Raw genomic sequence first — 19,458 nt, 5'->3', positions numbered from 1 at the left:
CGGCCCTTCAATGTCGGGTGCTTGCACCATGGGCGTTCTAATGCACCAATCCGGGAAGACGATCAAGCCGGAGCACTGGAGCCGGACCAAGCTTCATTCAGCGCCCGACCGAATGCGCGCGCGACCAGGTTTGGCTGAGCCGAGGTTGGTGCTTCCTGGTCTGTCGTCTCATCACCGTGGGCGTGCTCGGAGCTTTCAGCGGCATCAGGCGTCACGTAGTCAGTCATTGTGTGTCCGATTGTTCGGGTGCAGTAGCCATATCGGCGTCCGGCGAAGTACCAAATGCCGACGAGCGCTCCGTGAACGAGAGCGCTCGTCGGCGGGCCTACCTAGTCGTTGAGGTGGGCGATCGCGTAGTCGGCCTCGGACGGGAGGAACTTCTCGCCGTACTCGCTGATGAGCTGGTCGTAGATGGCGGCGGGCGACATCGACATGGTGTCCTGGTAGCTCTTCGCCTTCTCGAGGGCGTTCGCGTTCCAGTCAGCCTTCACGTTGTCGATGGCGTACTGCGCGGCTTCCGCGGAGAACTGCTCACCGTATTCGCTCGTGAGCTGGTCGTAGATGCCGGCCTTGCTCATGTACATGAGGTCGGAGTAGGTGCCTGCCTTCGACAGAGCGGACGTGTACTCGGCCGGCACGGAGGGCTCCTCCGGCTCCGGCTCGGGGGCGGGCGCAGCGGGTTCCTCGGTCTCCTCGACGACGGCAGGCTCTTCGACGACCTCGGCGGGCTCTTCGGCGGCTTCGGTCGGCTCGGTGGTTTCAATGGGGACGGGTGCCGACTGCGAGTCGGCGTTTCCGGCGATGGTTCCGAGTGCGGCGGTGGTGCTGCCCGAGGCGATGAACGCGAGCCCACTGAACACGATTGCGACTATCGCCATGCCCTTGGACTGCTTCTTGATGAGCGCGATGATGCCGAGCGCGATACCAGCGGCACCGAGGAGGATGCCGAGGACGGGGACGAGTCCCGTGAGGAACGCGATGATTCCGACGACGAGCGCGATGATCGCGAAGGTGGCGGGCTTCTTCGCCTGGCCGGGCGGTGGCGTCCAGGCGGGGCCACCCATCTGGGGCGGCATCTGCTGGGTCGCGGCGGTGAGCGGGTAGGGCTGCTGCTGCCACGGCTGCTGCTGGTTCGGGTTGGAGTGCTGGTTCGGGTTGGAGTGCTGGTTCGGGCCAGGCTGGGGGGATGCAGGAGGGGGGATGGACATAAACATGATGCTTCCTCATAATCAGCTGTGAGGGCGATACCCCAGTGGGAGGGGTGGGGCGGTACAAGGCCGCGGCCCTCGAACGCGGCCTATTCTCTTCGGCTCGTGAGACCTACTGTCGGGTGAGCGCCCGTTTCCCTGACGGCGACCTCAACCTCCCTGGCGTTTGCTCTGCACTCGGCCCCGGCCACACCCGACCGCGCGATGGCGCACGTAAGGAATACACATGATCGACTTCGCCACTGGCAGCGTCTTCAAACTCGGCGAGATCAACCCGGCCGAGGTGGCCGGCGAGCTCCAGCCGATTCTCGTCCCCAACGAGCGGGTGCTCGTCGCCGCGAAGACCGTCCGCGACTTCGTGGCCTTCACGGACAAGCGCATCATCGCGATGAACGCGCAGGGCATGACCGGCAAGAAGAAGGACTTCACGTCGCTGCCCTACTCGAAGATCCAGGCCTTCAGCATCGAGACCGCCGGCACCTTCGACCTCGACGCCGAGCTCGACCTCTTCTTCTCCGGCCTCGGCAAGGTGCGGTTTGAGTTCAAGGGGAAGTCGAACATCCACTACATCGGGCAGCTGATCGCGAACTACGTTCTGTAGGGCTGGCTGTGGTTCGGAGTGCCATTGGTGTCTCGCGGGACACTGAATACCGGCAGATGGACTTGGGGGCGAATGACGGCGCTTATCGCGTCGCCGCACCAATGTCAGTGGTCGAACGACAGAATGAAGAAGTGACCTTGTTTCTAGAGACCCCGGCTCCTTCTGCGCCCGAACAGACGGGCCGGCACTTCACCTTCATCGACTTGTTTGCGGGGCTTGGTGGCTTTCACGTGGCTCTTTCTCGGCTTGGTGGGACAGCCGTATTCGCAGCCGAATGGGAGCCGAAGCTGAACAGTCTGTATGAATCGAACTTTGGGCTGCGTCCCGCCGGTGACATCGCACTGGTTGATCCTGAGTCGATACCTGACCATGACGTCCTGGCGGCAGGGTTTCCGTGCCAACCGTTTTCAAAGGCTGGCGAGCAGCTTGGATTCGAGCACACTCTCCAAGGCCAACTCTTCTTCCACGTGGCTGCCATCATTGCTGCGAAGAAGCCCCAGAAGGTGGTTCTGGAGAATGTCCCAAACCTCATGCGACACCGGGGCGGCGATACATTCCGCACGATACAGGCGACCCTCCGGCAGCTTGGCTATGACGTCGATGCGAGACGCTATTCACCTCATCACTTTGGCGTTCCCCAGATTCGCGACCGTGTCTACATTGTCGCTTCGCGTGATGGCTTGCATACATTCGACTGGCCAGACCCCGTCCCGACCCAGACCGACGTCCGGTCCGTGCTCGATTCAGATCCGGCCGATGCGCGCCCAATTCGTCCGGAGGCACTGCGCGCCCTCGAGGTCTGGGACGACTTTCTGACATCCGCGCCGAGGGAGGTGAAGTTGCCCTCGTTCCCAATATGGGCGATGGAATTTGGTGCAACCTACCCGTACGCCGATGAGACGCCAGCCGCTCTCCAGGCCGAACTGGGTGTGAACGGTCTGGACTCATACACAGGTATCTTGGGTCGACCGCTGAAGGGGCTCGGGCTCGCCGATCAGTTAGCGGCATTGCCAAGTCATGCGAGACGGCAGCAGTACGAGTTTCCAAGATGGAAGGTCGACTTCATTCGAAACAATCGAACCTTCTACGAGGAAAATCGAGACTGGATTGATCCGTGGCTTGAACGGTCGAAGCTGGAGACGCTCCCGTCGAGCTTTCAAAAGTTTGAGTGGAACGCACAGGGTGGGCAGCGATCACTTTGGAAGTATGTCCTGCAGTTGCGGGCCTCTGGAGTGAGGGTCAAGAGGCCGACTACATCGCCAAGCCTTGTCGCCATGACCGACACACAGATTCCGATCATCGGTTGGGAGAAGCGTTACATGACCCCGCGTGAGTGCGCGCGACTGCAGAGCCTAGATGGGATCAAGCTCCCTGAGGATCGAAACGTGGCGTACAAGGCGCTTGGAAACGCTGTGAACGCGGAGGTCGTAGGTGCGATTGCTGAGCCCCTCTTGCGGTCGCTACGTCTGAGCGCTGGCTCTCGCGACGTGCCGCAACAACTAGAGCTGGCTGGCTGATGTCTGACCGAGGATCAACGGTCGATATCTCCCCTGGGGTTTCAATCCTTGGTGTGCTCAGTCATCTGAACTACGAGCCGTGGTACGCGCTGAGTGAATACGTGGACAACGCTGTCCAGAGCGCGCGCGCCGATCGGGAAGCACTTGTTGAAGCTGACCCAGGTTTCAATCTCATGGTGGACGTGGAAATTGATCCAACCGGGACCGGTGTCATCACCATCGTGGATAACGCCGGTGGTATTCACCGTGACGACTTTGCACGTGCATTCCGAGCTGCCGAGGTTCCGCCTGACCGATCGGGTCTTTCCGAGTTCGGTATGGGGATGAAGAGCGCCTCGATCTGGTTTGCGCGCAAATGGGCGGTGGAAACTACCAGTGTTGGTGACGTCAGCGTCTACACCGTGAGGTTTGACATGGACGAGGTGCTGAGGGGGAACTCGTCAGATCTCGTGGTGACGACTTCGTCCACCGACGCCAAAACGCACTACACAAAGATCGTGCTCTCGGAACTGAATCAGGTCCCGAGAGGTCGAACCCTGGGAAAGATCAGGGATCACATGCGAGACATCTATCGCACCTTCCTTCGGTCGGGGGAGCTTCGCCTCACTGTCGCCGGTGAACGTATGGCATTTCGCGACCCGGTAGTTCTGCGAGCAGTCGATGCTCGGCAAGATGCGGATGGAGGTGAGGTTCAGACCTGGCTAAAGGATGTCGCCTTCGAGTTGTCACCGGAAGTTCGGGTCACCGGTTTCGCGGCCCTCCGAGAGGAGGGCTCGACAAAGGACGCTGGTTTTGCACTTTTTCGACGCGGTCGATCAATCATTGGATCCGGCGATACTCCTTATAGGCCCGCCTCCATATATGGAGGCGGTAACTCTTATCGCTCGCAGAGGTTGTTCGGCGAATTGCATGTTGATGGCCTTCCCGTCAGCCACACGAAGGATGGTTTTCAGTGGGGTGAGTTCGAGGAGTTGTTTCTCTCTCAGCTTCGCAACCAGCTAGATGAGGAGCCGCTGCCCCTGCTGAAGCAAGCAGAGGGGTATAGGTCCAGGACGATGAATCGGCAGCAAGCCAGATTCATCCTGGCGGCGACAGAAAGCACTGCCCGATCGATGGAGGCCAATCTTCCCGAGATTCTGGAGGAGGTCGTTGGGCCTGTAGTTACAGAGCTTGAGGAAGATGCCGGCAACAACTCATCGACACGGTTGGCCCAGCCTGTCTCTACGCAGGGTCGTCTTGTTGAATTCGAACATGACGGTAAGACCTGGCGTGTTTCGGTCGCTGCGGTACAGAATGCACCAGCTGCTCGTTGGCTGTCGAGCGCTATCGATCACGGGGTGCCAGGTGAGACCAGCGTGACCCTTAACCTGAACGCCAGTCACCCCTTCATCACCCAATTTGCGCTCGGCGATCGCGACTCCTTTGAGGCAGTCCTGCGGATGGCAGTAGCGCTCGTGGTCGCTGAGAGTCTCGCGATCGACGCTGGCGTACCGTACACGCGGATTCTCCTGGACCGTGTTAACACTGTGCTGACTAAGGCGCTTTCAACGAAGTGAGGGACAGATGACATCTGGCGCATTTCTCGAGCTGGAGAGTCAGCCGGACGACAGCGTGACCGTGGGGCCAACGTTCACGGGCTTTCTGAATCGGGTAGCTCCGGAGGAGTCGCGTGCAACTCTTACTGGTGACGCGGTTCAGATACTCCGAGACGCGCAGGTGGGGGCGGAATCTGTAAGTGGTCGCACAGGTCTAGTTGTGGGGCGTGTCCAATCGGGCAAGACGCTCTCCTACGAAAGCGTCATCGCGTTGGCTCGCGACAACGGGTTCGCGTTAGTGATTGTCGTCTCCGGCATATCGACACCGCTCCTCGATCAGGGCGTGAAGCGGCTGCGAGGAGACTTGACCGCTGCGGACAGCCATGGCTGGAACTTCCTCGTCAACGCGGGTAGCGATCCGAGCGATGCTACCGCCCTCAGGGCCGTGAGGGAGAACTGGCATGATCCGGAAACTCCGGCGATTCTGAAGAAGACGACGGTGTGCCTTTTGCTGAAGCACCACGGCCGAATCGACAACTTCATTTCCGCTTGCAATGACATTGACTGGGGCGGGCTGAAAGTCCTCATCATCGACGACGAGGCGGATCAGGCAAGCCTCAACACGCTGCACAAGCGCAACAAGCAGTCGGCCACGTATCGACAGCTAGTTGACCTGAGATCGAAGTTCCCCCACCATGCCTACCTGCAGTACACTGCGACCCCGCAGGCGCCGCTACTGGTAACGATCAACGACGTATTGTCGCCTGATTTCGTCAAAGTGATTGAGCCTGGGAAAGCCTATGTAGGTGGATCCGACTATTTCGCCTCGCGGTCCATCGAGCAGGTGGAGGTAATAGGGTCCGAGGATCTTGAGATGGCCAACGACCCACATGGCCCTCCGCCCGAGTCGTTGATAGCGAGTTTGCGCTTGTTCGTATTGGGCGGGGCGCATGTTCTTGCGTCAGGGCGACCCGAGACGCGCTCGATGCTTGTGCACCCCTCGCGAGTCACAGCTCCCCACGCGTCGTTCGTGAGGTGGATTACCTCGGTCATCAATCTCTGGCAAGCCGCATTGCAGGACCCCAGCGACACCGACCCGCTTCGCGCGCAGTTTGAATCGAGCTGGAACTCCCTTGAACGATCCGATGCGAGCATCACCAACTTCGAATCCTGCTGGCGCAATCTCCCGTTCGTACTCCGTAATCTCCAGGTAGTCGAGATGAATTCGCGCGAGACGAAGACGCCGGTCATCGATTGGGACGAGACAAAATCATACGTACTCGTGGGTGGGCAAGCGCTCGATCGCGGATTCACGGTCGAGGGTCTGGCAGTCACCTACATGCCACGAGGTCCGGGACTGTGGAACGCCGATTCGATCCAGCAGAGAGCGCGATTTTTCGGCTACAAGCGATCGTTCTTCGGCCAGTGTCGTGTCTATCTGGACCCGTCGCTCCGCGACGCCTTCGAAAGATACGTCGAGCACGAGAAACACATGCTCTCGAGCTTGAGATCGATCGAGCAGGGGACCTCCACACTGCGCGACTGGGAGCGACAGTTCTACCTTGATCCCTCGATGAAACCGACCCGGCAATCAGTCATTTCCATCCCAACGGTGAGAGTGAATGCGGGGGAGCGATGGATACTCGACACGACACCCGTTTCAGATAGTGACCTCGGGGACGAGGCTATCCGGCAGATGGATCTTCTGAAGAGCAGCGTCGAGTGCGTGACAAGCGAATATGGACATCAAATGTCCACCATCTCGGCGGCACGGGCGCTTGAGTTCCTGGAGAGCATTCCTAGCGCGGGTCGCTCACTTCACCCGAGTGTAAGAGGACTCAAACTTCAGCTGGCTGGAATGTCCGATGACGCGGCGGAGGAGGTGCGCGTGCTCTTCATGAGGCCTGGGGAGGAGAGTATTCGCACGGTAACCGCTGCGGGCCAGGTGCAACCTTTTCAAGGCCGAAACAGGTCCTACCCTGGCGACCGAGCAATATTCGACGATGCTTTCATCACGATGCAAGTCCACACTTTCGGGGTGTGCGAGAAAAAGGGTGCGGCGCCGTACGCCTCAATGGTTGTCCCGGCTGTCTGGATTCCAGAGCGATTAGCCGGCGGATGGCTACTCGAGGATCAATCGACATGATTGCGAGCGCCGTCAAAGGGGTCTTTCAGGACCTACAGGCACGCGCCGCGGGAGAGGCGGGCGGAAGTGACGTTGGGTACTTTGTCGAGGAACAACTTAATTCAAGCCTCCGGATGTTCCTTGGAGTATCGAATGAGGGAAAGCTTGCGCTGATTCTGGTTCCGAAAAAGAGCAACGTCCCACCAGCTCCAGTAAGGCTGGCGTCACTTTCGGTCGATTTCGGAAGGCAGTGTGGACTCATCTCGGTGTCTGGAACCGAAATGTTGCGAGTTACAGTCATCCAATGCACCTCGACAGAGTCTGCCCAGGCAGACGTGTTCGCGTCGATGTGTTCGTCGATGCTTCAGTCTCTTGCCGGGTCGACTACGGAACGAGATGTCGCGTCCAATATCGATGCCTGGGCCGCGCTTTTCTGGCAGTTACAACAAAGGGTGGATACCGATGTAGTTGGTATCTGCGGGGAATTGATGGTGATTGCCGCCAGCGGAGACCCCAAGTCTTGGGTGAGCGCATGGCACAGTAACCCGAACGATGTGATCGACTTCGAGTTTCAGACCCCTTCCTTGTCTGTCGAGGTGAAGGCCGCCCGGAGCGCGAAGCGCCTTCACACCCTGTCCCTGATGCAGTCGTTGGGAACGGGGGCTCATAGTCAGTTACTGGCATCAGTTCCCGTGACGTTTTCTCAGTCAGGTCGAACAGTGGCGTCTTTGGTCCGTGAGGTAGTCGACAGGCTTGACGGCGCAGCGCTCCAACTCAAGCTCTGGGACGTGCTCGGAGCCACATGCGGGAACTCACTCGACGACGTTCTCGCTCGAACGGTGGACGTCGACGCCGGCATCGCAGGGGTCCGGATCTTCTCTATGAGGGACGTTCCCTCACCCACTATTCAGGAGCCGCTACCGCCGCAAGTTGTGCGTATCCAGTTCTCCGTCGATTTGACAGATATCCACGGAATGTCTCTTAGCGAGTTTGAAGCGCCGTATGGCTTCGGACCAGGGCAACTCGGTGCTCCTACCTAGGATCTGAAGGTCCGCTTGCAGGCACTTCGTCCAAGAAATCCGATCCGAAGATTCCCATCAGTCTCGTGACCAGTTCTTTCGCCGCTGATTTGTCGAGTTGAATGGACTGGCTGCTCTTCGGAGGGGATTCTCGGTCGGTCGATCCGAACGTGCTGAGATGAGCAAGCAGTTCGGAACTTTGAGCTTGACCTACCACTTGGACAAAGCAGTCCACCTCAGTTCGATGTGCGCGAACGTCCTGGGTCCCGTCAAGAAATCGGGCTATGCGTGCCATAGCTAGAGCCTAGGCCCATACGAAGCCCTTGACCTGGGCCCGGAGGTCTGGGGCCACCCGACTGCGGACGCATCCGAATCGACACCCACATCCGCAAGCCGGCTACATGGCTGGGTGGCTCTAGGGGGGGGGCCGTAGCCGGCTCCGACGGGTCGGCAGGCAATGTGCGCTAGATCATCGGGTTCAGCGAATCGTCCGTCGATGTCGTGTCGGGGATCTCGTCGACGATGCTTAACTACGTGTCGCTGCGGCGTGGTTTGCTCAGGTCGGGGAACCCAACAGACATGCTTGCTCGGCCGGGTGACAGCGCATTGCACAGCATCCGGCCGTCCGGTGCAACTTCGTGACCGTACTGGCAATGCGACGCACGTTCCAGGGGTGGGAGGAGTCATCCGACGAATCCACGGCGACTCTGATCGCGACGCAGCGCAAGTCTGCGATTACCATGCGCATCCCTGCTTAGGCCGTACATCGCTTACCCAAAGGAAGGGATGCGTGGCTCGCGGTCCGCGGCCGACACGTCGGAGCAGGCCCACGTGGGGGAGAGAGGCAACACCTGCTCGGAGGCTAACCTGGGCGGGTGGCGTCTATCGCGAGTACTGGTGTACTGAGAAATCTCTTGCTTTCCGATCTGTTGTTGGACTGGAACAACCCGCGACTTCCCCAGTCAATGCAAGGGGATGAACGAACCCAGTCGGAACTCGCACATTTCATCAATCGCCACTATGACCCTCTGAGCATCGCGGAGAGCATCGCGCGTCATGAATACTTCATGAGCGAGCCCCTTATCGCGGTTCCACATGGCGACTCATTCCGCGTGATTGAAGGCAACCGGCGCCTTACAGCTCTCAAAGGCCTTGCTGACCCCGATCTTCGGGCGTCCTTCGCCAAGGAGAACAAGGGCTGGAAGAAGCTACCGCCGGCCCGGCTACCTGACACGTTGCCGGTTCTGGTGGTCGACGATGAATCCACCGTTGCTCCGCTGCTTGGGTTTCGGCATATCTCAGGTATCGAACCGTGGGACCCTCACGCACAGGCGAGGTACATCGCCCGGCTCGTTGGTGAGCAGAGCCAAGACCTCGACTACGTCGCAAACCTCGTGGGGCGTAGCTCCACTGAAGTAAAGGCGATGTATCGCGACTACGACATCCTTGAACAGGCTGACCACGAGTTTGGACTTGACACGTCGAGAGCCAGGTCCGCTTTCGGTGTGTTTAGCAATGCGATGTCTCGCCGAGCGGTTCAGGCATACATCGGTGCCAAGGCGCCTAGATATACCGACCCAAATTACTATCCGGTTCCCGACGAACGGCGAGATCAGGTGGAGCAATTGCTCCTCTGGATCTTCGGTGGCCCGAAGGGAGAGGGGAAGGTCATCACAGATAGTCGTCAGTTGGGAGATCTTGCGAAGGCTTTAGGGCACGCCGGAGCGACGGAGGTCTTGGAACGGACCGGTGTGCTGTCTGATGCGCTAGAAGCCATGGCTGACGTCGCGGATCAGTTCTCGACCTCGGTAGGAAGAATCAATCGTGAGTTGACTAAGATCGCCGCTCTGGAGCAAGAGGAGATTTCTGAGGCCCTGTGGAGCGGTCTGAGGAGCGATCTAGAGACACACATCGGCTCTATAGAGTCACTCAGGAAGGGCCAGGGCCAGGGCCAGTGACTCAGCTTGCTGCCCCGGCCGACTACGACCCGCATACACTCGCGGAGTTTGCTGAGGCTTCGTTGATCGTCGGAGACGACGACTATCTCAGCGCCGTCGAAATGCTTGGACTATTTCCGTCCGGAAACCAGCCGACTGAAGCGGAGATCGAAGACCTCTTGGCGGAAGTCGAGCGACGCACCCGCCAGTTCGGTGATCTGTACCCCTTCAGGGTAGAAGACCGAGGCATAGCGTTTTCCCGCGACGGCGGGGCGGACCTCTACTCCACGTTGGTCATTCTGTCGTTGAAGGGAAGTCGCCTTCGTCGGGATAAGGACTATCCCCGTTCCGACCCGATATTCGACGACATCGCGGAGCGAGCATTCCTTGCAAAGATGGGCGTTGGGGCAAAAAGTGTCCAATTTGGTTGGCCGCCACGAAATAGTCGCCCTTCGGGCTTCCCTGATGCGGTGGCCTGGCTCGCATTGCAGCTGGGCATCCCGGTTCGTGACGATGAGATTCCTTCCAACTACCTCGATGACGGAGTGGACATCTTCATTTGGAACCCCTTTCCTGACGGTCGTGCGGGATTCATTCTTATGGCAGCTCAAAACACCGTGCAGTTCGAGTACCGAAAGAAGCCGCGGGATGTTGTGCCCGGACATTGGAGGGAGTGGTTGCGACTCGGGACTGACCCGACTGTTGGTTTTGCTATTCCGTTCGCCATGGCCGCAGGTGACCCGTGGTGGCACACCGTTCAAAGCAACGTTCATTTAGTCCTCGACCGTGGGCGCATTCTGTCTGCGCTGGAGGGCCAGCAGCCAGAATCGTGGGCGACTTGGTCAACAATTACCGAGTTTGTTTCGACTGAGCGCACCTCTCTAGAGCAACTAGATGACGGAAGCGCGTCGATCCTGACCCGCCGGAAAGGGGACCGTTAGAGCGCGAACCCGGGCAGCTAAGTCCTCGTCGATGGCCTCGTTTCAGTGTGAGTGATGCATCACTGTCAGGTGCAGTTCTCACGATGCAGGATTCCATCACCTGCCGATGCGATTTAGGTTCACAGTCGAGTCGTTTCCCCAGAGGTCCAGAGGTGGCCTCTACATCCCATACCTCCTCGCCACCCTGCTCTTCGGCGGCGCCGCCTGGCTCCTGCACACCCCGAGCTCGCGTCACCGCGTCCTCCGCGTCGTCTCACTGATCGCCGCCATCGCTTCGGCCGTGATCGGCGTCTTCGCGATCACCACGTTCGTCTGACGTCCGGGACAGCCCACTACCGCCGCAACTCCTACCGCTCCGCGTGCTCCCCGCACGACTCCCGAACCACGAGCTCGAACTCCACCGTCTCGTGCCGCGATCCCGCGGCGTCCGCGCCCCGCACCATGTCGAGGGCGCGGCGGGCGATGTCGTGGATCGGTTGGCGCACGGTCGTGAGGGGAGGGAGGGAGTAGGCGGAGTGCTCGGTGCCGTCGAAGCCCGTGACGGCGACCTGCTCGGGCACGGAGAGGCCGAGCCGGTGGCAGGCGAACAGCACGCGTAGGCCTGCTCGTCCGTTGCGCAGTAGACGGCCCGGGGGTGGTCGGGGCGGGCGAGGAGATCGAGCATCACCTGGGCGGCGTGCGCGCGGGCGATTCCGCTGCTCACTTCCGTGACCGCCACCCCGGCGGCGTCCGTTGCGCGGTGCACGCCGTTGCGGTGTTGCCTCGAACCGGCGGCGTCGGCCGGGCAGTGCCTTCGACGAGCGCGGGATCCTCACCGGGCCAGGTTCAATATCAGCGGCTCATGCCTCGCAGACAGCCACCGAGCGCTACGCAGAGTTCGAATGGTCGACGTCGGTCTCTTGAAGCCGCCGAAACGGATGATGCGAAGAAGGACGATCTCGATTCGCTCAGCGCGCTCGAGCGGCTCGCTGATCACTCCGAGCGGACGTAGAAGTTCGGGTGCGAGCGCTTCCACTCACGCCAAATACGCATACCGCCCAGCGGCCCGAACCGCCATCTCCGCCGCCCCGAGCAGCACCGCATCGGCCCCGAGTGACGCGGTCGCAATGACCGGCACCCGCTGAATCCGCCCCTCCAGTCGTGACCGCAGGGCCGGCGCGACGAAGTCGCTCTCCCGGTCGAGCCCCTCACCGAGGACGATGGTCTGCGGGTCGAGGATGCTCGCGATCGCGCCCACCGCGCGGGCGACGTCGTCGAGCACGCGGCTGGCGAGCGGCAGGGCGCGCTCGTCGCCGGAGCGGGCGAGAGCGATGAGCTCCATCGCTCCGATGCTGCCGCTATGGGGGATGCCCTCCTCGTCGGCGAGGCGCGTGATCGTGGCGGCGCCGAGGCGGGTCTCGAGGTCACCGCTCTCCTCGAAGCGCTTGCCGAACGACGACGACTCCACGAGGAGGAAGCCGATCTCGCCTGCGGCGGAGTTGTGGCCGCGGTACACGGAGCCGTTGGTGACGATGCCGGCGCCGAGGCCGCGCTCGAGCAGCAACGTGACGAAGTTGGGGCTGTCGCGCCCGATCCCACGGTGTAGCTCGCCGATCGCGAGCGCGTTCGCGTCGTTCTCCACGATCACGTCCACGTCGCGCCCCTCGGAGAGGTCCGTGACGTTCAGCTCCGCCCAGCGCGCGGGGTCGAGCCCCGATACGACGCTGTCGGGCGTCACGATGCCGGTGACGGACACGCCCACGGCGAGCGGGGGAGTGCCGCGCTCCCGCCCGAGCCGCTCGAGCTCGTCGAGCACCGAGCGGTAGACGGCCAGACCCTGCGGCGGGGAGCCAGCAGGCAGCGCCCGGTCGACGCGCTCCACGACGACGCCCTCGAAGTCGACGAGCGCCCCCGTGATTTCCTCGGAATGGATCTGCACTGCGGCCACGACGCGAGCGCTACCCACGAATGCGAGCACGATCGGGGGGCGCCCGCCGGTGGAGGCCTCGACGCCGCGATGCTCCACGAGTCCGTCGGCCATGAGGGCCGCGGTGATGCGATTGACCGTGGCGGGGCTGAGGCCGGTCGCCTCACCCAGCTGCACCTTCGACATCGGCCCGCTCGTCTTCAACGCATCGAGAATGGCCGTCTGATTGACGAGCGCGAGCGTGCTCGTGGTGGCGGCAGCGCGCGACCGACTCGTCCGCGAGGGCGTGTGTGTCATGCGGTCCGTACTCCTGCACCGTTGCTCGGTCTCATCTGCTCGATCTCGTCTCCCCATCCTGGCCTGCCCCGGGACATTTCGGGACACCCACCGAAATCCGTCATTGACGCCGCCGACGAGGACTGGCTACGCTCACACTACTTCTTTTCTCTCTGAGTCATAAGAAAGTCGGGACGGCTGTGGACAGGATCATCGGCATAGACGTCGGGGGCACGAAAACGCACGTGCGCGCCGAGGACGGCGACGTCGCGGCACGCGATCGGACCGTCCCCACACGTGACTGGCAGCAGGGCCGCGGCCTCGACCACCAGGACAGCATCCGCTCGCTGCTCTCCATCGTGCGGACACTCGGAGACGACGACGGAACCGCCGCTCTCGTGGTGGGCGCGCACGGCTGCGATACTCCTGCTCAGATCGAGGCATTCCATGCAGCGCTCTCGGCGCAGCGCCCGGGCCCGGTCCTCGTCACGAACGACGCGGCGCTCGTCGGCCCCGCGGCCGGAGTGACTCACGCGATCGGGGTCATCGCCGGGACGGGCTCAATCGTCGTCGGCGCCACAATGGACGGCTCACCCATCGCCGTGGGTGGGCACGGCTGGATGATCGCCGACCCGGGGAGCGCCCCGGCCCTCACCCGCGAGGCCGTGCGCGCCGTTATCCGCCGCGCCGACGAAGGCGGGGAACCCGACGCGCTCGGCCGCGCGCTTCTCAGCCACTTCGCGGCCCCCGGGGTCAACGAGCTCGCGTGGATGTTCATGTCCACGGCCACGATGCACCGCTGGGCGGAAGGTGCGCGCCTCGTTTTCGATGCCGCGGAGCAGGGATCGAAGGACGCGCTCGAGACCATCGAGGCAGCGGCCGCGGAGCTCGCTCACCACGTGACACTGCTCCTCGACCGCGGCGCCGTCGCCGATGCGGTCGTGGCAGCCGGTGGCGTCGTCACCAACCAGCCGCTCCTCGCGCGTGCCCTCGAGACGGAGCTCGTCCTGGCCGGGGTCACCCAGCCGTTCCGCGTGCTCGATCACCCACCCGTGGCGGGCGCTATCGCGCTCGCGCGGGACCTGCGGGACGGAACAGGCGGCATCACCCGCGCCACCGCGCCGTCCACGCCGGGCCGCACCACCCAGCCCCACCCCCGCTGACCGCACCATCCGCACCGCCGCACCACCCGCACCGCCGCACCACCCCGCTTCACAACCCCATGCACCACCTCGACGCATCACAGACCAAGGGAGGTCGACATGAACACCGTCACAACAAGGTCGCATCGCGGCACCATCACCGGAGGGATTGCGGTCATGGCCGCAATCGCGCTGACCGGCTGCAGCGTTACCGGCGTCTCCAACGCCGGCGGCGGCACGGGCGACGGCACTGGCACCGTCAACGCGCTCTTCATGAAGCAGGCCGGCTACACCGAGGACGACTACGCGGAGATCATCGCCGCGTTCGAGGAGGAGCACCCCGACATCGACGTGGAACCCACCTTCGTCTCGTACGAGGCGCTTCACGACAAGATCGTGACGTCGGCTCCGTCCGGCAGCTACGACGTCTTCCAGATCGACGTCATCTGGCCCGCTGAGTTCGCCTCGAAGGGCATCGTCGCCGACCTCACCGACCGGTTCCCCGACTCCTGGAACGACGAGATGCTCCCGGGCGTGCTTCCGACGGCGGAGTACCAGGACAAGTTCTACGGGGTGCCGAACGGCCCCGCCACGAAGCTCTTCTACTTCAATTGGGACATGGTCGCGCAGGTCGGCGCGACGGAGGAGGACCTCGCCACGTGGGACGGTGTCCTCGACGTCGCAAAGCGCATCAAGGACGAGGGGCTCAGCGAGTACCCGATCGCGTGGAGCTGGGCGCAAGCCGAGGCCCTCATCTGCGACTACGCGCAGATGCTCGGAGCTTTCGGCGGCGAGTTCACGAACGATGACGGCGAGCTCATCATCAACAACGAGCAGGGCGTCGCAGCCCTCGAATGGATGAAGGCCACGATCGACGACGGCCTCACCAACCCGGCGTCGACGACGTTCCTCGAGGACGACGTCTCGAAGGCCATGGCGCAGGGCGACACCGCGTTCGGCCTCAACTGGGACTCGACGCTCCGCGACCTGCAGGACCCGTCGATCTCGTCGATCAACGCTGGCGTGCTGCCGACCCCTGCCGGCCCGTCCGGCGACCGGCCCGGCGTGAACGGCGCGATGGCGTACTCGATCGGCGCGAACTCGACGAACCAGGACGCGGCGTGGGAGTTCATCTCCTACCTGACGAGCCAGGGCGTTCAGGACCAGTACGTCGACGCCGGCCTCCCCAACTGGTCGTCGAGCTACTCCGACGAGGCGCTTGTTGAGACCAACCCGGAGATCTTCGAGGTGGCCGAGGCCGCCTACGACGACTCGATCCTGCGACCGGCGGTGCCGAACTACTCGAGCGTGTCGCAGATCATCCAGGTCGAGGTGCAGAAGGCGCTCCTCGGTGACAAGACGCCGCAGCAGGCGCTCGACGACGCCGTCGCCGCGGCGAACGACATCCAGGAGGGCTGACCATGGCGGTCGCGACGGCGGTGACGCCTCCCTCTCGGGAGGCGGGCCCCCAGCACCGGGGAACGGGTGAGCGGAAGCCGGTGAAACGGCGCCGGGAGCGGCAGGGACGCTTCGCGTTCTGGCTCCTGCTCCCCGCGTTCATCACCGTGTTCGGCGTCATCGTCTACCCGATGCTGCGCACGCTCCTCATCTCGATGTTCGAGGTGAAGTCCGCCGTCGCGACCGTGACCCCCTTCGTCGGCCTGGACAACTACGTTCAGGCCCTCACGAGTGGTGGCTTCTGGGAAGCCATGGGCCGTACCCTCTACTTCACGCTCGTCTCCACCGGGCTGGAGCTCGTCCTCGGCCTCGCGATCGCGTGGCTGCTGAACGCCGAGTTCCGGGGTCGCTGGCTCATCCGCGCGCTCGTCGTACTGCCGTGGGCGCTCCCCACCATCGTGAACGCCGCGATGTGGAAGGGCATTTACAACGCCCAGTACGGTGCGCTCAACGGGCTGCTCTCGGGACTCGGCATCATCGACGAGTACCAGGCGTGGCTGTCCGACCCGTTCACGGCGCTCAACTTCCTCATCGTCGCCGACGCGTGGAAGACGACGCCTCTCGTGGCGTTCTTCCTCCTCGCGGGTCTCACGTCGATCCCGAACGAGCTGTATGAGGCCGCGAAGATGGACCGCGCGGGACGGATCCGCACGTTCTTCTCCGTGACGGTCCCACTCCTCGCCCCCTCGATCGCCCTCGTGCTCGTGCTCCGCACCGTGGAGGCGGTGAAGGTCTTCGACATCGTCTACGCGATGACCCGCGGCGGCCCCGCGAACGGCACCCAGACGATCTCGTACTACACGTACGTCACCGCGTTCTCGGAGCAGAACTACGGCCTCGGATCGGCGATCTCCTACCTCATCGTCATCGTGATCCTCGCCCTGTCCGCCCTCTACCTGCGACTGCTGCGCCGGTCGGAAATGAGCCTGCTGTGAAGCGCACGACCGGGGGTACCGTCCTCACCTACGTCGCGGCCGTCGTCGTCGCGCTCGGGTGCATCGCACCGCTCGCGTGGACGTTCCTCGCGAGCGTGTCCACGCAGAGCGACATCGTGGCGCGGCCCGCTCGGTGGTGGCCGAGCGAGTTCGTCTTCGACCGTTACGCGACGATCCTCTTCGACAGCTCGTCGGCCGTCGGCAACTCGTTCCGCGCGGCGTTCGTGAACTCGCTCGTCGTCGGCGTCAGTGTCGTCGCGATCTCGATGATCGTCGGCATCTTCGGCGCCTACGCCTTCGCCCGGTTGCGGTTCCCGTTCCAGAGGACGACGCTCATGATCTTCCTCGCGACGTACATGCTGCCGCAGGTCGCGCTCCTCATCCCGCTCTACCTGATCCTCAGCTCGATCGGGCTGCTCGACTCCACGATCGGTCTCATCGTGGTGGACTGCGCGCTCGTCGTGCCGTTCACGCTCTGGATCCTGAGCAACTACTTCGCGACGATCCCCGCGGAGCTCGAGGAGGCCGCGCGCATCGACGGCACCTCGCGACTCGGGGCGCTCTTCCGCGTGATCCTCCCGTCGGCCAAGCCCGGGCTCTTCGCCGCGACGATGTTCGCCTTCCTGCTGGCGTGGGACGAGTTCATGTACGCGCTCATCTTCACGTCGACCGATGCGGCGAAGACCCTGCCGGTGGCGATCGCGGAGTTCGCCGGCCGGTACACGACCGACTTCGGTCTCGTCGCCGCCGGCGGCCTGATCGCTTCCATTCCCCCGGTCATCATCGCGCTCGTCTTCCAGCGCCAGGTGGTCAGCGGACTCTCCGCCGGCGCCGTCAAGGGCTGACCGACTCCCACCCCCACGAAAGGAAACACATGCAGAACCGAGAGACCTTCTCCACGACCGTCTGGAAGCAGCCGGAGCTCCTCCGCACGGCGGTCGAGAGCATCCGCGACTCCGTCGCCGACGCGTCGATCGCGCCGTGGAAGCCGGGCGAGACGGTCGCCGTCGTCTCGATGGGGGCGTCGAGCCACTCGGCCAACGCGCTCGTGTGGGCGCTCACCGCTCAGGGGGTGCGCGGCATCAACGTGACGGCGTCCGACCTCTTCGACGCGCCGGAGGGGTTCACCCCGGGCGACCACATCGTCATCGTCACCGAGTCCGGTCGGAGCCCGGAACCGATCGACGTGGCCCGTCGGTTCCCCGAGGGCCGCCGCATTGCGATTACGAACTACCCCGAGGCGGAGGTGGGTGAGGTCGCCGATGCGATCGTCTCCCTCGGCGGCATCATCGACTCGCCCGTGTACACGGCGGGCTACATCGGCACGCTCGCCGCCTACTCGGCGCTGCTGCGGGCGGCGGGAGTGCCCGGCGCATCGATCGACGAGTCGACGGTGCCCGACCTCGTCGCCGACATGCTCGAGCGGTTCCGTCCCGAGGCCGAGGCGCTCGCCGAGTTCTTCGACGGCGTGCAGAGCGTCGACTTCGCCGGTCTCGGCGTCTCGTTCACGTCGGCAGCGCAGGGTGCTCTCGTGTTCCGTGAGGCGCTGCGGCTTCCGACCGCGGGGTACGAGACCTACCAGTACCTGCACGGTCCGATGGAGCCCGGCCGAACCGGTACCGGCCTCGTGCTCTTCGGCGACGGGCGCGGACTCGGCGTCGTGGCGTCGCAAGCGGAGGCGGGCGTGAAGGTGCTCGTGGTGTCCGCCGGGAACGACGAGGAGGTGCGGGAGCTCGACCACGAGAACGTGCGCGTGCTGCGGTTGCCCGAGGGCAGCACCGGCTTCGAGCGCGTCATCGCCGAGACGATCGCGATTCACATCGTGACGGAGGCGATCGCGAAGCGACGGGGGATCACGATCGAGGAGTTCCTCTACAGCCAGCCCGACACGAAGTTCGGCAAGGACGAGTAGTGCGGTCGCTGAGCTTGTCGAATTGTCGGGTGGCGCGGCGCTTCGACAGGCTCAGCGATCGGTGGTCGGAGCACCACTGACGTTGAGCAGCAGCGCGCCGGTGACGCTCGAGATGGGAGACAGCGGTCGGTCGTAACCGTCAGTGGCGCTCCGTAGGCGGAAAAACTGAACGGAGGCGCCGATGACGAACGGCAGCGGCGAAATCATCCTCTATTCCGCGCCCGGCGGAGCGGAGGTACAGCTGCGCGCGGTCGACGGTACGGTCTGGCTCACCCAGGCGCAGCTCGCGGAGCTCTACGGAACGTCGAAGAACGTTCGGCAACTCATATCCCGCATCTTGGCGGACGGTGAGCAGAGCGAGCCAACTGTCAATTCAGAGTTGACAGTCGCATTGAAGGCAAGCGCGAGGTCAAGATCTACAACCTCGACATGGTCCTCGCGGTCGGTTATCGCGTCACAACGGAGCGCGCCGCGCAGATGGGGTCGGTCGTCAAGTCGTCGGGTGCCTTACCGCGGATGAGGGCGCCGACGGTGAGGGAGAACGCGGGCCACTGGTCGCGGAAGTCAGCGAGCAGCTCCTCGCCGGCGACGGTCAGGCGGTAGTACTTGCGGACCGGGCCGGCTTCGCTCACCTCCTCGAACGAGGTGACGAGGCCGCGTTCGCGTAGCCGCGAGAGCACCGGGTACAGGGTGCCGATGCTCGCGATGAGCCCCGATCGCACGAGCGTCTCCGAGAGCTGCCAGCCGTACATCGGCTCCCGCGAGAGCATCCCGAGGATGCAGTACTCCACGACACCCTTGCGCAACTGCGCGGAGACGTCAGCGGGAGGTGTCATGCATTGCAATATAGCAGGGAGCTGCTCGACCTCGCGATGTCGGTGGCAATCGCTTTCCTGGACGGTATGCGAGATTTGAGCCGCTTCGTCGTCCCTCGATCCATTCGAGA

The 19,458-nt window shown here is 63.1% G+C and carries 18 protein-coding genes; 13 read left to right on the top strand and 5 right to left on the bottom strand.

Annotated features, from left to right (window positions below; all coding sequences use genetic code 11):
- Nucleotides 1–329: 329 nt before the first annotated feature.
- Nucleotides 330–1,214, bottom strand: a complete 885-nt coding sequence (locus tag ELQ92_RS16485; RefSeq protein WP_243694794.1) for an Ltp family lipoprotein — start codon at nt 1,212–1,214, stop codon at nt 330–332.
- Between the two features lie 220 nt (nt 1,215–1,434).
- On the opposite strand from ELQ92_RS16485, the gene ELQ92_RS00600 reads away from it, so the two are divergent.
- The 8 genes from ELQ92_RS00600 (at nt 1,435) to ELQ92_RS00565 (ending at nt 11,199) form a co-directional block, all read left to right on the top strand.
- Nucleotides 1,435–1,809: a PH domain-containing protein gene (locus ELQ92_RS00600; protein WP_128496978.1), complete on the top strand. Its 375-nt coding sequence runs from the start codon at nt 1,435–1,437 to the stop codon at nt 1,807–1,809.
- Nucleotides 1,810–1,865: 56 nt separating this feature from the next.
- Complete coding sequence (locus ELQ92_RS00595; RefSeq protein ID WP_243694793.1) at nt 1,866–3,326, top strand: DNA cytosine methyltransferase; 1,461 nt, start codon at nt 1,866–1,868, stop codon at nt 3,324–3,326.
- 53 nt (nt 3,327–3,379) lie between these two features.
- Nucleotides 3,380–4,882: an ATP-binding protein gene (locus ELQ92_RS00590; RefSeq protein WP_166426660.1), complete on the top strand. Its 1,503-nt coding sequence runs from the start codon at nt 3,380–3,382 to the stop codon at nt 4,880–4,882.
- A gap of 7 nt (nt 4,883–4,889) precedes the next feature.
- Entirely contained in the window at nt 4,890–7,007 is a 2,118-nt protein-coding gene (locus ELQ92_RS00585) for a Z1 domain-containing protein (protein ID WP_128496974.1), read from the top strand.
- Nucleotides 7,004–8,026, top strand: a complete 1,023-nt coding sequence (locus ELQ92_RS00580) for a PD-(D/E)XK motif protein (RefSeq protein WP_166426659.1) — start codon at nt 7,004–7,006, stop codon at nt 8,024–8,026. The genes ELQ92_RS00585 and ELQ92_RS00580 overlap by 4 nt, the downstream gene beginning before the upstream one ends.
- A 1,046-nt stretch (nt 8,027–9,072) precedes the next feature.
- A complete protein-coding gene (locus tag ELQ92_RS00575; protein ID WP_128496970.1) occupies nt 9,073–9,963 on the top strand; it encodes a hypothetical protein in 891 nt (296 codons plus the stop codon).
- Nucleotides 9,960–10,883 carry a hypothetical protein gene (locus ELQ92_RS00570; protein WP_128496968.1) on the top strand — a complete coding sequence of 308 codons (924 nt, stop codon included), beginning with the start codon at nt 9,960–9,962 and terminating at the stop codon, nt 10,881–10,883. Before ELQ92_RS00575 ends, ELQ92_RS00570 begins: the two co-directional genes overlap by 4 nt.
- A gap of 106 nt (nt 10,884–10,989) precedes the next feature.
- Nucleotides 10,990–11,199: a hypothetical protein gene (locus ELQ92_RS00565; RefSeq protein ID WP_128496966.1), complete on the top strand. Its 210-nt coding sequence runs from the start codon at nt 10,990–10,992 to the stop codon at nt 11,197–11,199.
- A 31-nt stretch (nt 11,200–11,230) separates the two neighbouring features.
- On the opposite strand, the gene ELQ92_RS00560 is transcribed toward ELQ92_RS00565, so the two are convergent.
- Both ELQ92_RS00560 and ELQ92_RS00555 read right to left on the bottom strand, forming a co-directional pair.
- Nucleotides 11,231–11,698 carry a substrate-binding domain-containing protein gene (locus tag ELQ92_RS00560; RefSeq protein WP_166426658.1) on the bottom strand — a complete coding sequence of 156 codons (468 nt, stop codon included), beginning with the start codon at nt 11,696–11,698 and terminating at the stop codon, nt 11,231–11,233.
- Between the two features lie 200 nt (nt 11,699–11,898).
- On the bottom strand, nt 11,899–13,086 hold the full coding sequence (locus ELQ92_RS00555; RefSeq protein ID WP_128496962.1) for an ROK family transcriptional regulator: 1,188 nt from the start codon (nt 13,084–13,086) through the stop codon (nt 11,899–11,901).
- Between the two features lie 179 nt (nt 13,087–13,265).
- Here ELQ92_RS00555 and ELQ92_RS00550 point away from each other — a divergent pair, with 179 nt between their 5' ends.
- From ELQ92_RS00550 to ELQ92_RS00530, 5 genes are all read left to right on the top strand, one after another.
- Entirely contained in the window at nt 13,266–14,228 is a 963-nt protein-coding gene (locus ELQ92_RS00550) for a BadF/BadG/BcrA/BcrD ATPase family protein (RefSeq protein ID WP_243694792.1), read from the top strand.
- 156 nt (nt 14,229–14,384) lie between these two features.
- Nucleotides 14,385–15,626 carry an extracellular solute-binding protein gene (locus ELQ92_RS00545; protein ID WP_243694791.1) on the top strand — a complete coding sequence of 414 codons (1,242 nt, stop codon included), beginning with the start codon at nt 14,385–14,387 and terminating at the stop codon, nt 15,624–15,626.
- A 2-nt stretch (nt 15,627–15,628) separates the two neighbouring features.
- The gene (locus ELQ92_RS00540) at nt 15,629–16,600 is read left to right on the top strand and encodes a carbohydrate ABC transporter permease (protein WP_128496958.1); all 972 of its coding nucleotides are present in this window, start codon (nt 15,629–15,631) and stop codon (nt 16,598–16,600) included.
- A complete protein-coding gene (locus ELQ92_RS00535; protein WP_128496956.1) occupies nt 16,597–17,445 on the top strand; it encodes a carbohydrate ABC transporter permease in 849 nt (282 codons plus the stop codon). Before ELQ92_RS00540 ends, ELQ92_RS00535 begins: the two co-directional genes overlap by 4 nt.
- Before the next feature lie 29 nt (nt 17,446–17,474).
- Nucleotides 17,475–18,512 (top strand): SIS domain-containing protein, encoded by a 1,038-nt coding sequence (locus ELQ92_RS00530; protein WP_128496954.1) that lies wholly within the window; start codon nt 17,475–17,477, stop codon nt 18,510–18,512.
- Nucleotides 18,513–18,563: 51 nt separating this feature from the next.
- On the opposite strand, the gene ELQ92_RS16165 is transcribed toward ELQ92_RS00530, so the two are convergent.
- Together ELQ92_RS16165 and ELQ92_RS16415 are read right to left on the bottom strand one after the other, a co-directional pair.
- Nucleotides 18,564–18,719: a hypothetical protein gene (locus tag ELQ92_RS16165; protein WP_166426650.1), complete on the bottom strand. Its 156-nt coding sequence runs from the start codon at nt 18,717–18,719 to the stop codon at nt 18,564–18,566.
- A gap of 239 nt (nt 18,720–18,958) precedes the next feature.
- Nucleotides 18,959–19,348, bottom strand: a complete 390-nt coding sequence (locus ELQ92_RS16415; RefSeq protein ID WP_128496952.1) for a PadR family transcriptional regulator — start codon at nt 19,346–19,348, stop codon at nt 18,959–18,961.
- Between the last annotated feature and the right edge of the window lie 110 nt (nt 19,349–19,458).

Origin of the sequence: Labedella populi, from assembly GCF_004078655.1 — a bacterium.
In the GTDB taxonomy this organism is placed as follows: Bacteria; Actinomycetota; Actinomycetes; order Actinomycetales; family Microbacteriaceae; genus Labedella; species Labedella populi.
Note: the sequence above shows the minus strand (reverse complement) of the source record. Positions and strands in the feature narration are given on the sequence as shown.

What these genes read in the sequence shown, in the direction of transcription:
- ELQ92_RS16485 (WP_243694794.1), bottom strand. Translation starts at nt 1,214, where the DNA reads ATGTTTATGTCCATCCCCCCTCCTGCATCCCCCCAGCCTGGCCCGAAC.
- ELQ92_RS00600 (WP_128496978.1), top strand. Translation starts at nt 1,435, where the DNA reads ATGATCGACTTCGCCACTGGCAGCGTCTTCAAACTCGGCGAGATCAAC.
- ELQ92_RS00595 (WP_243694793.1), top strand. Translation starts at nt 1,866, where the DNA reads ATGGACTTGGGGGCGAATGACGGCGCTTATCGCGTCGCCGCACCAATG.
- ELQ92_RS00585 (WP_128496974.1), top strand. Translation starts at nt 4,890, where the DNA reads ATGACATCTGGCGCATTTCTCGAGCTGGAGAGTCAGCCGGACGACAGC.
- ELQ92_RS00580 (WP_166426659.1), top strand. Translation starts at nt 7,004, where the DNA reads ATGATTGCGAGCGCCGTCAAAGGGGTCTTTCAGGACCTACAGGCACGC.
- ELQ92_RS00575 (WP_128496970.1), top strand. Translation starts at nt 9,073, where the DNA reads ATGAGCGAGCCCCTTATCGCGGTTCCACATGGCGACTCATTCCGCGTG.
- ELQ92_RS00565 (WP_128496966.1), top strand. Translation starts at nt 10,990, where the DNA reads ATGCGATTTAGGTTCACAGTCGAGTCGTTTCCCCAGAGGTCCAGAGGT.
- ELQ92_RS00555 (WP_128496962.1), bottom strand. Translation starts at nt 13,086, where the DNA reads ATGACACACACGCCCTCGCGGACGAGTCGGTCGCGCGCTGCCGCCACC.
- ELQ92_RS00545 (WP_243694791.1), top strand. Translation starts at nt 14,385, where the DNA reads ATGGCCGCAATCGCGCTGACCGGCTGCAGCGTTACCGGCGTCTCCAAC.
- ELQ92_RS00540 (WP_128496958.1), top strand. Translation starts at nt 15,629, where the DNA reads ATGGCGGTCGCGACGGCGGTGACGCCTCCCTCTCGGGAGGCGGGCCCC.
- ELQ92_RS00530 (WP_128496954.1), top strand. Translation starts at nt 17,475, where the DNA reads ATGCAGAACCGAGAGACCTTCTCCACGACCGTCTGGAAGCAGCCGGAG.
- ELQ92_RS16165 (WP_166426650.1), bottom strand. Translation starts at nt 18,719, where the DNA reads ATGATTTCGCCGCTGCCGTTCGTCATCGGCGCCTCCGTTCAGTTTTTC.
- ELQ92_RS16415 (WP_128496952.1), bottom strand. Translation starts at nt 19,348, where the DNA reads ATGACACCTCCCGCTGACGTCTCCGCGCAGTTGCGCAAGGGTGTCGTG.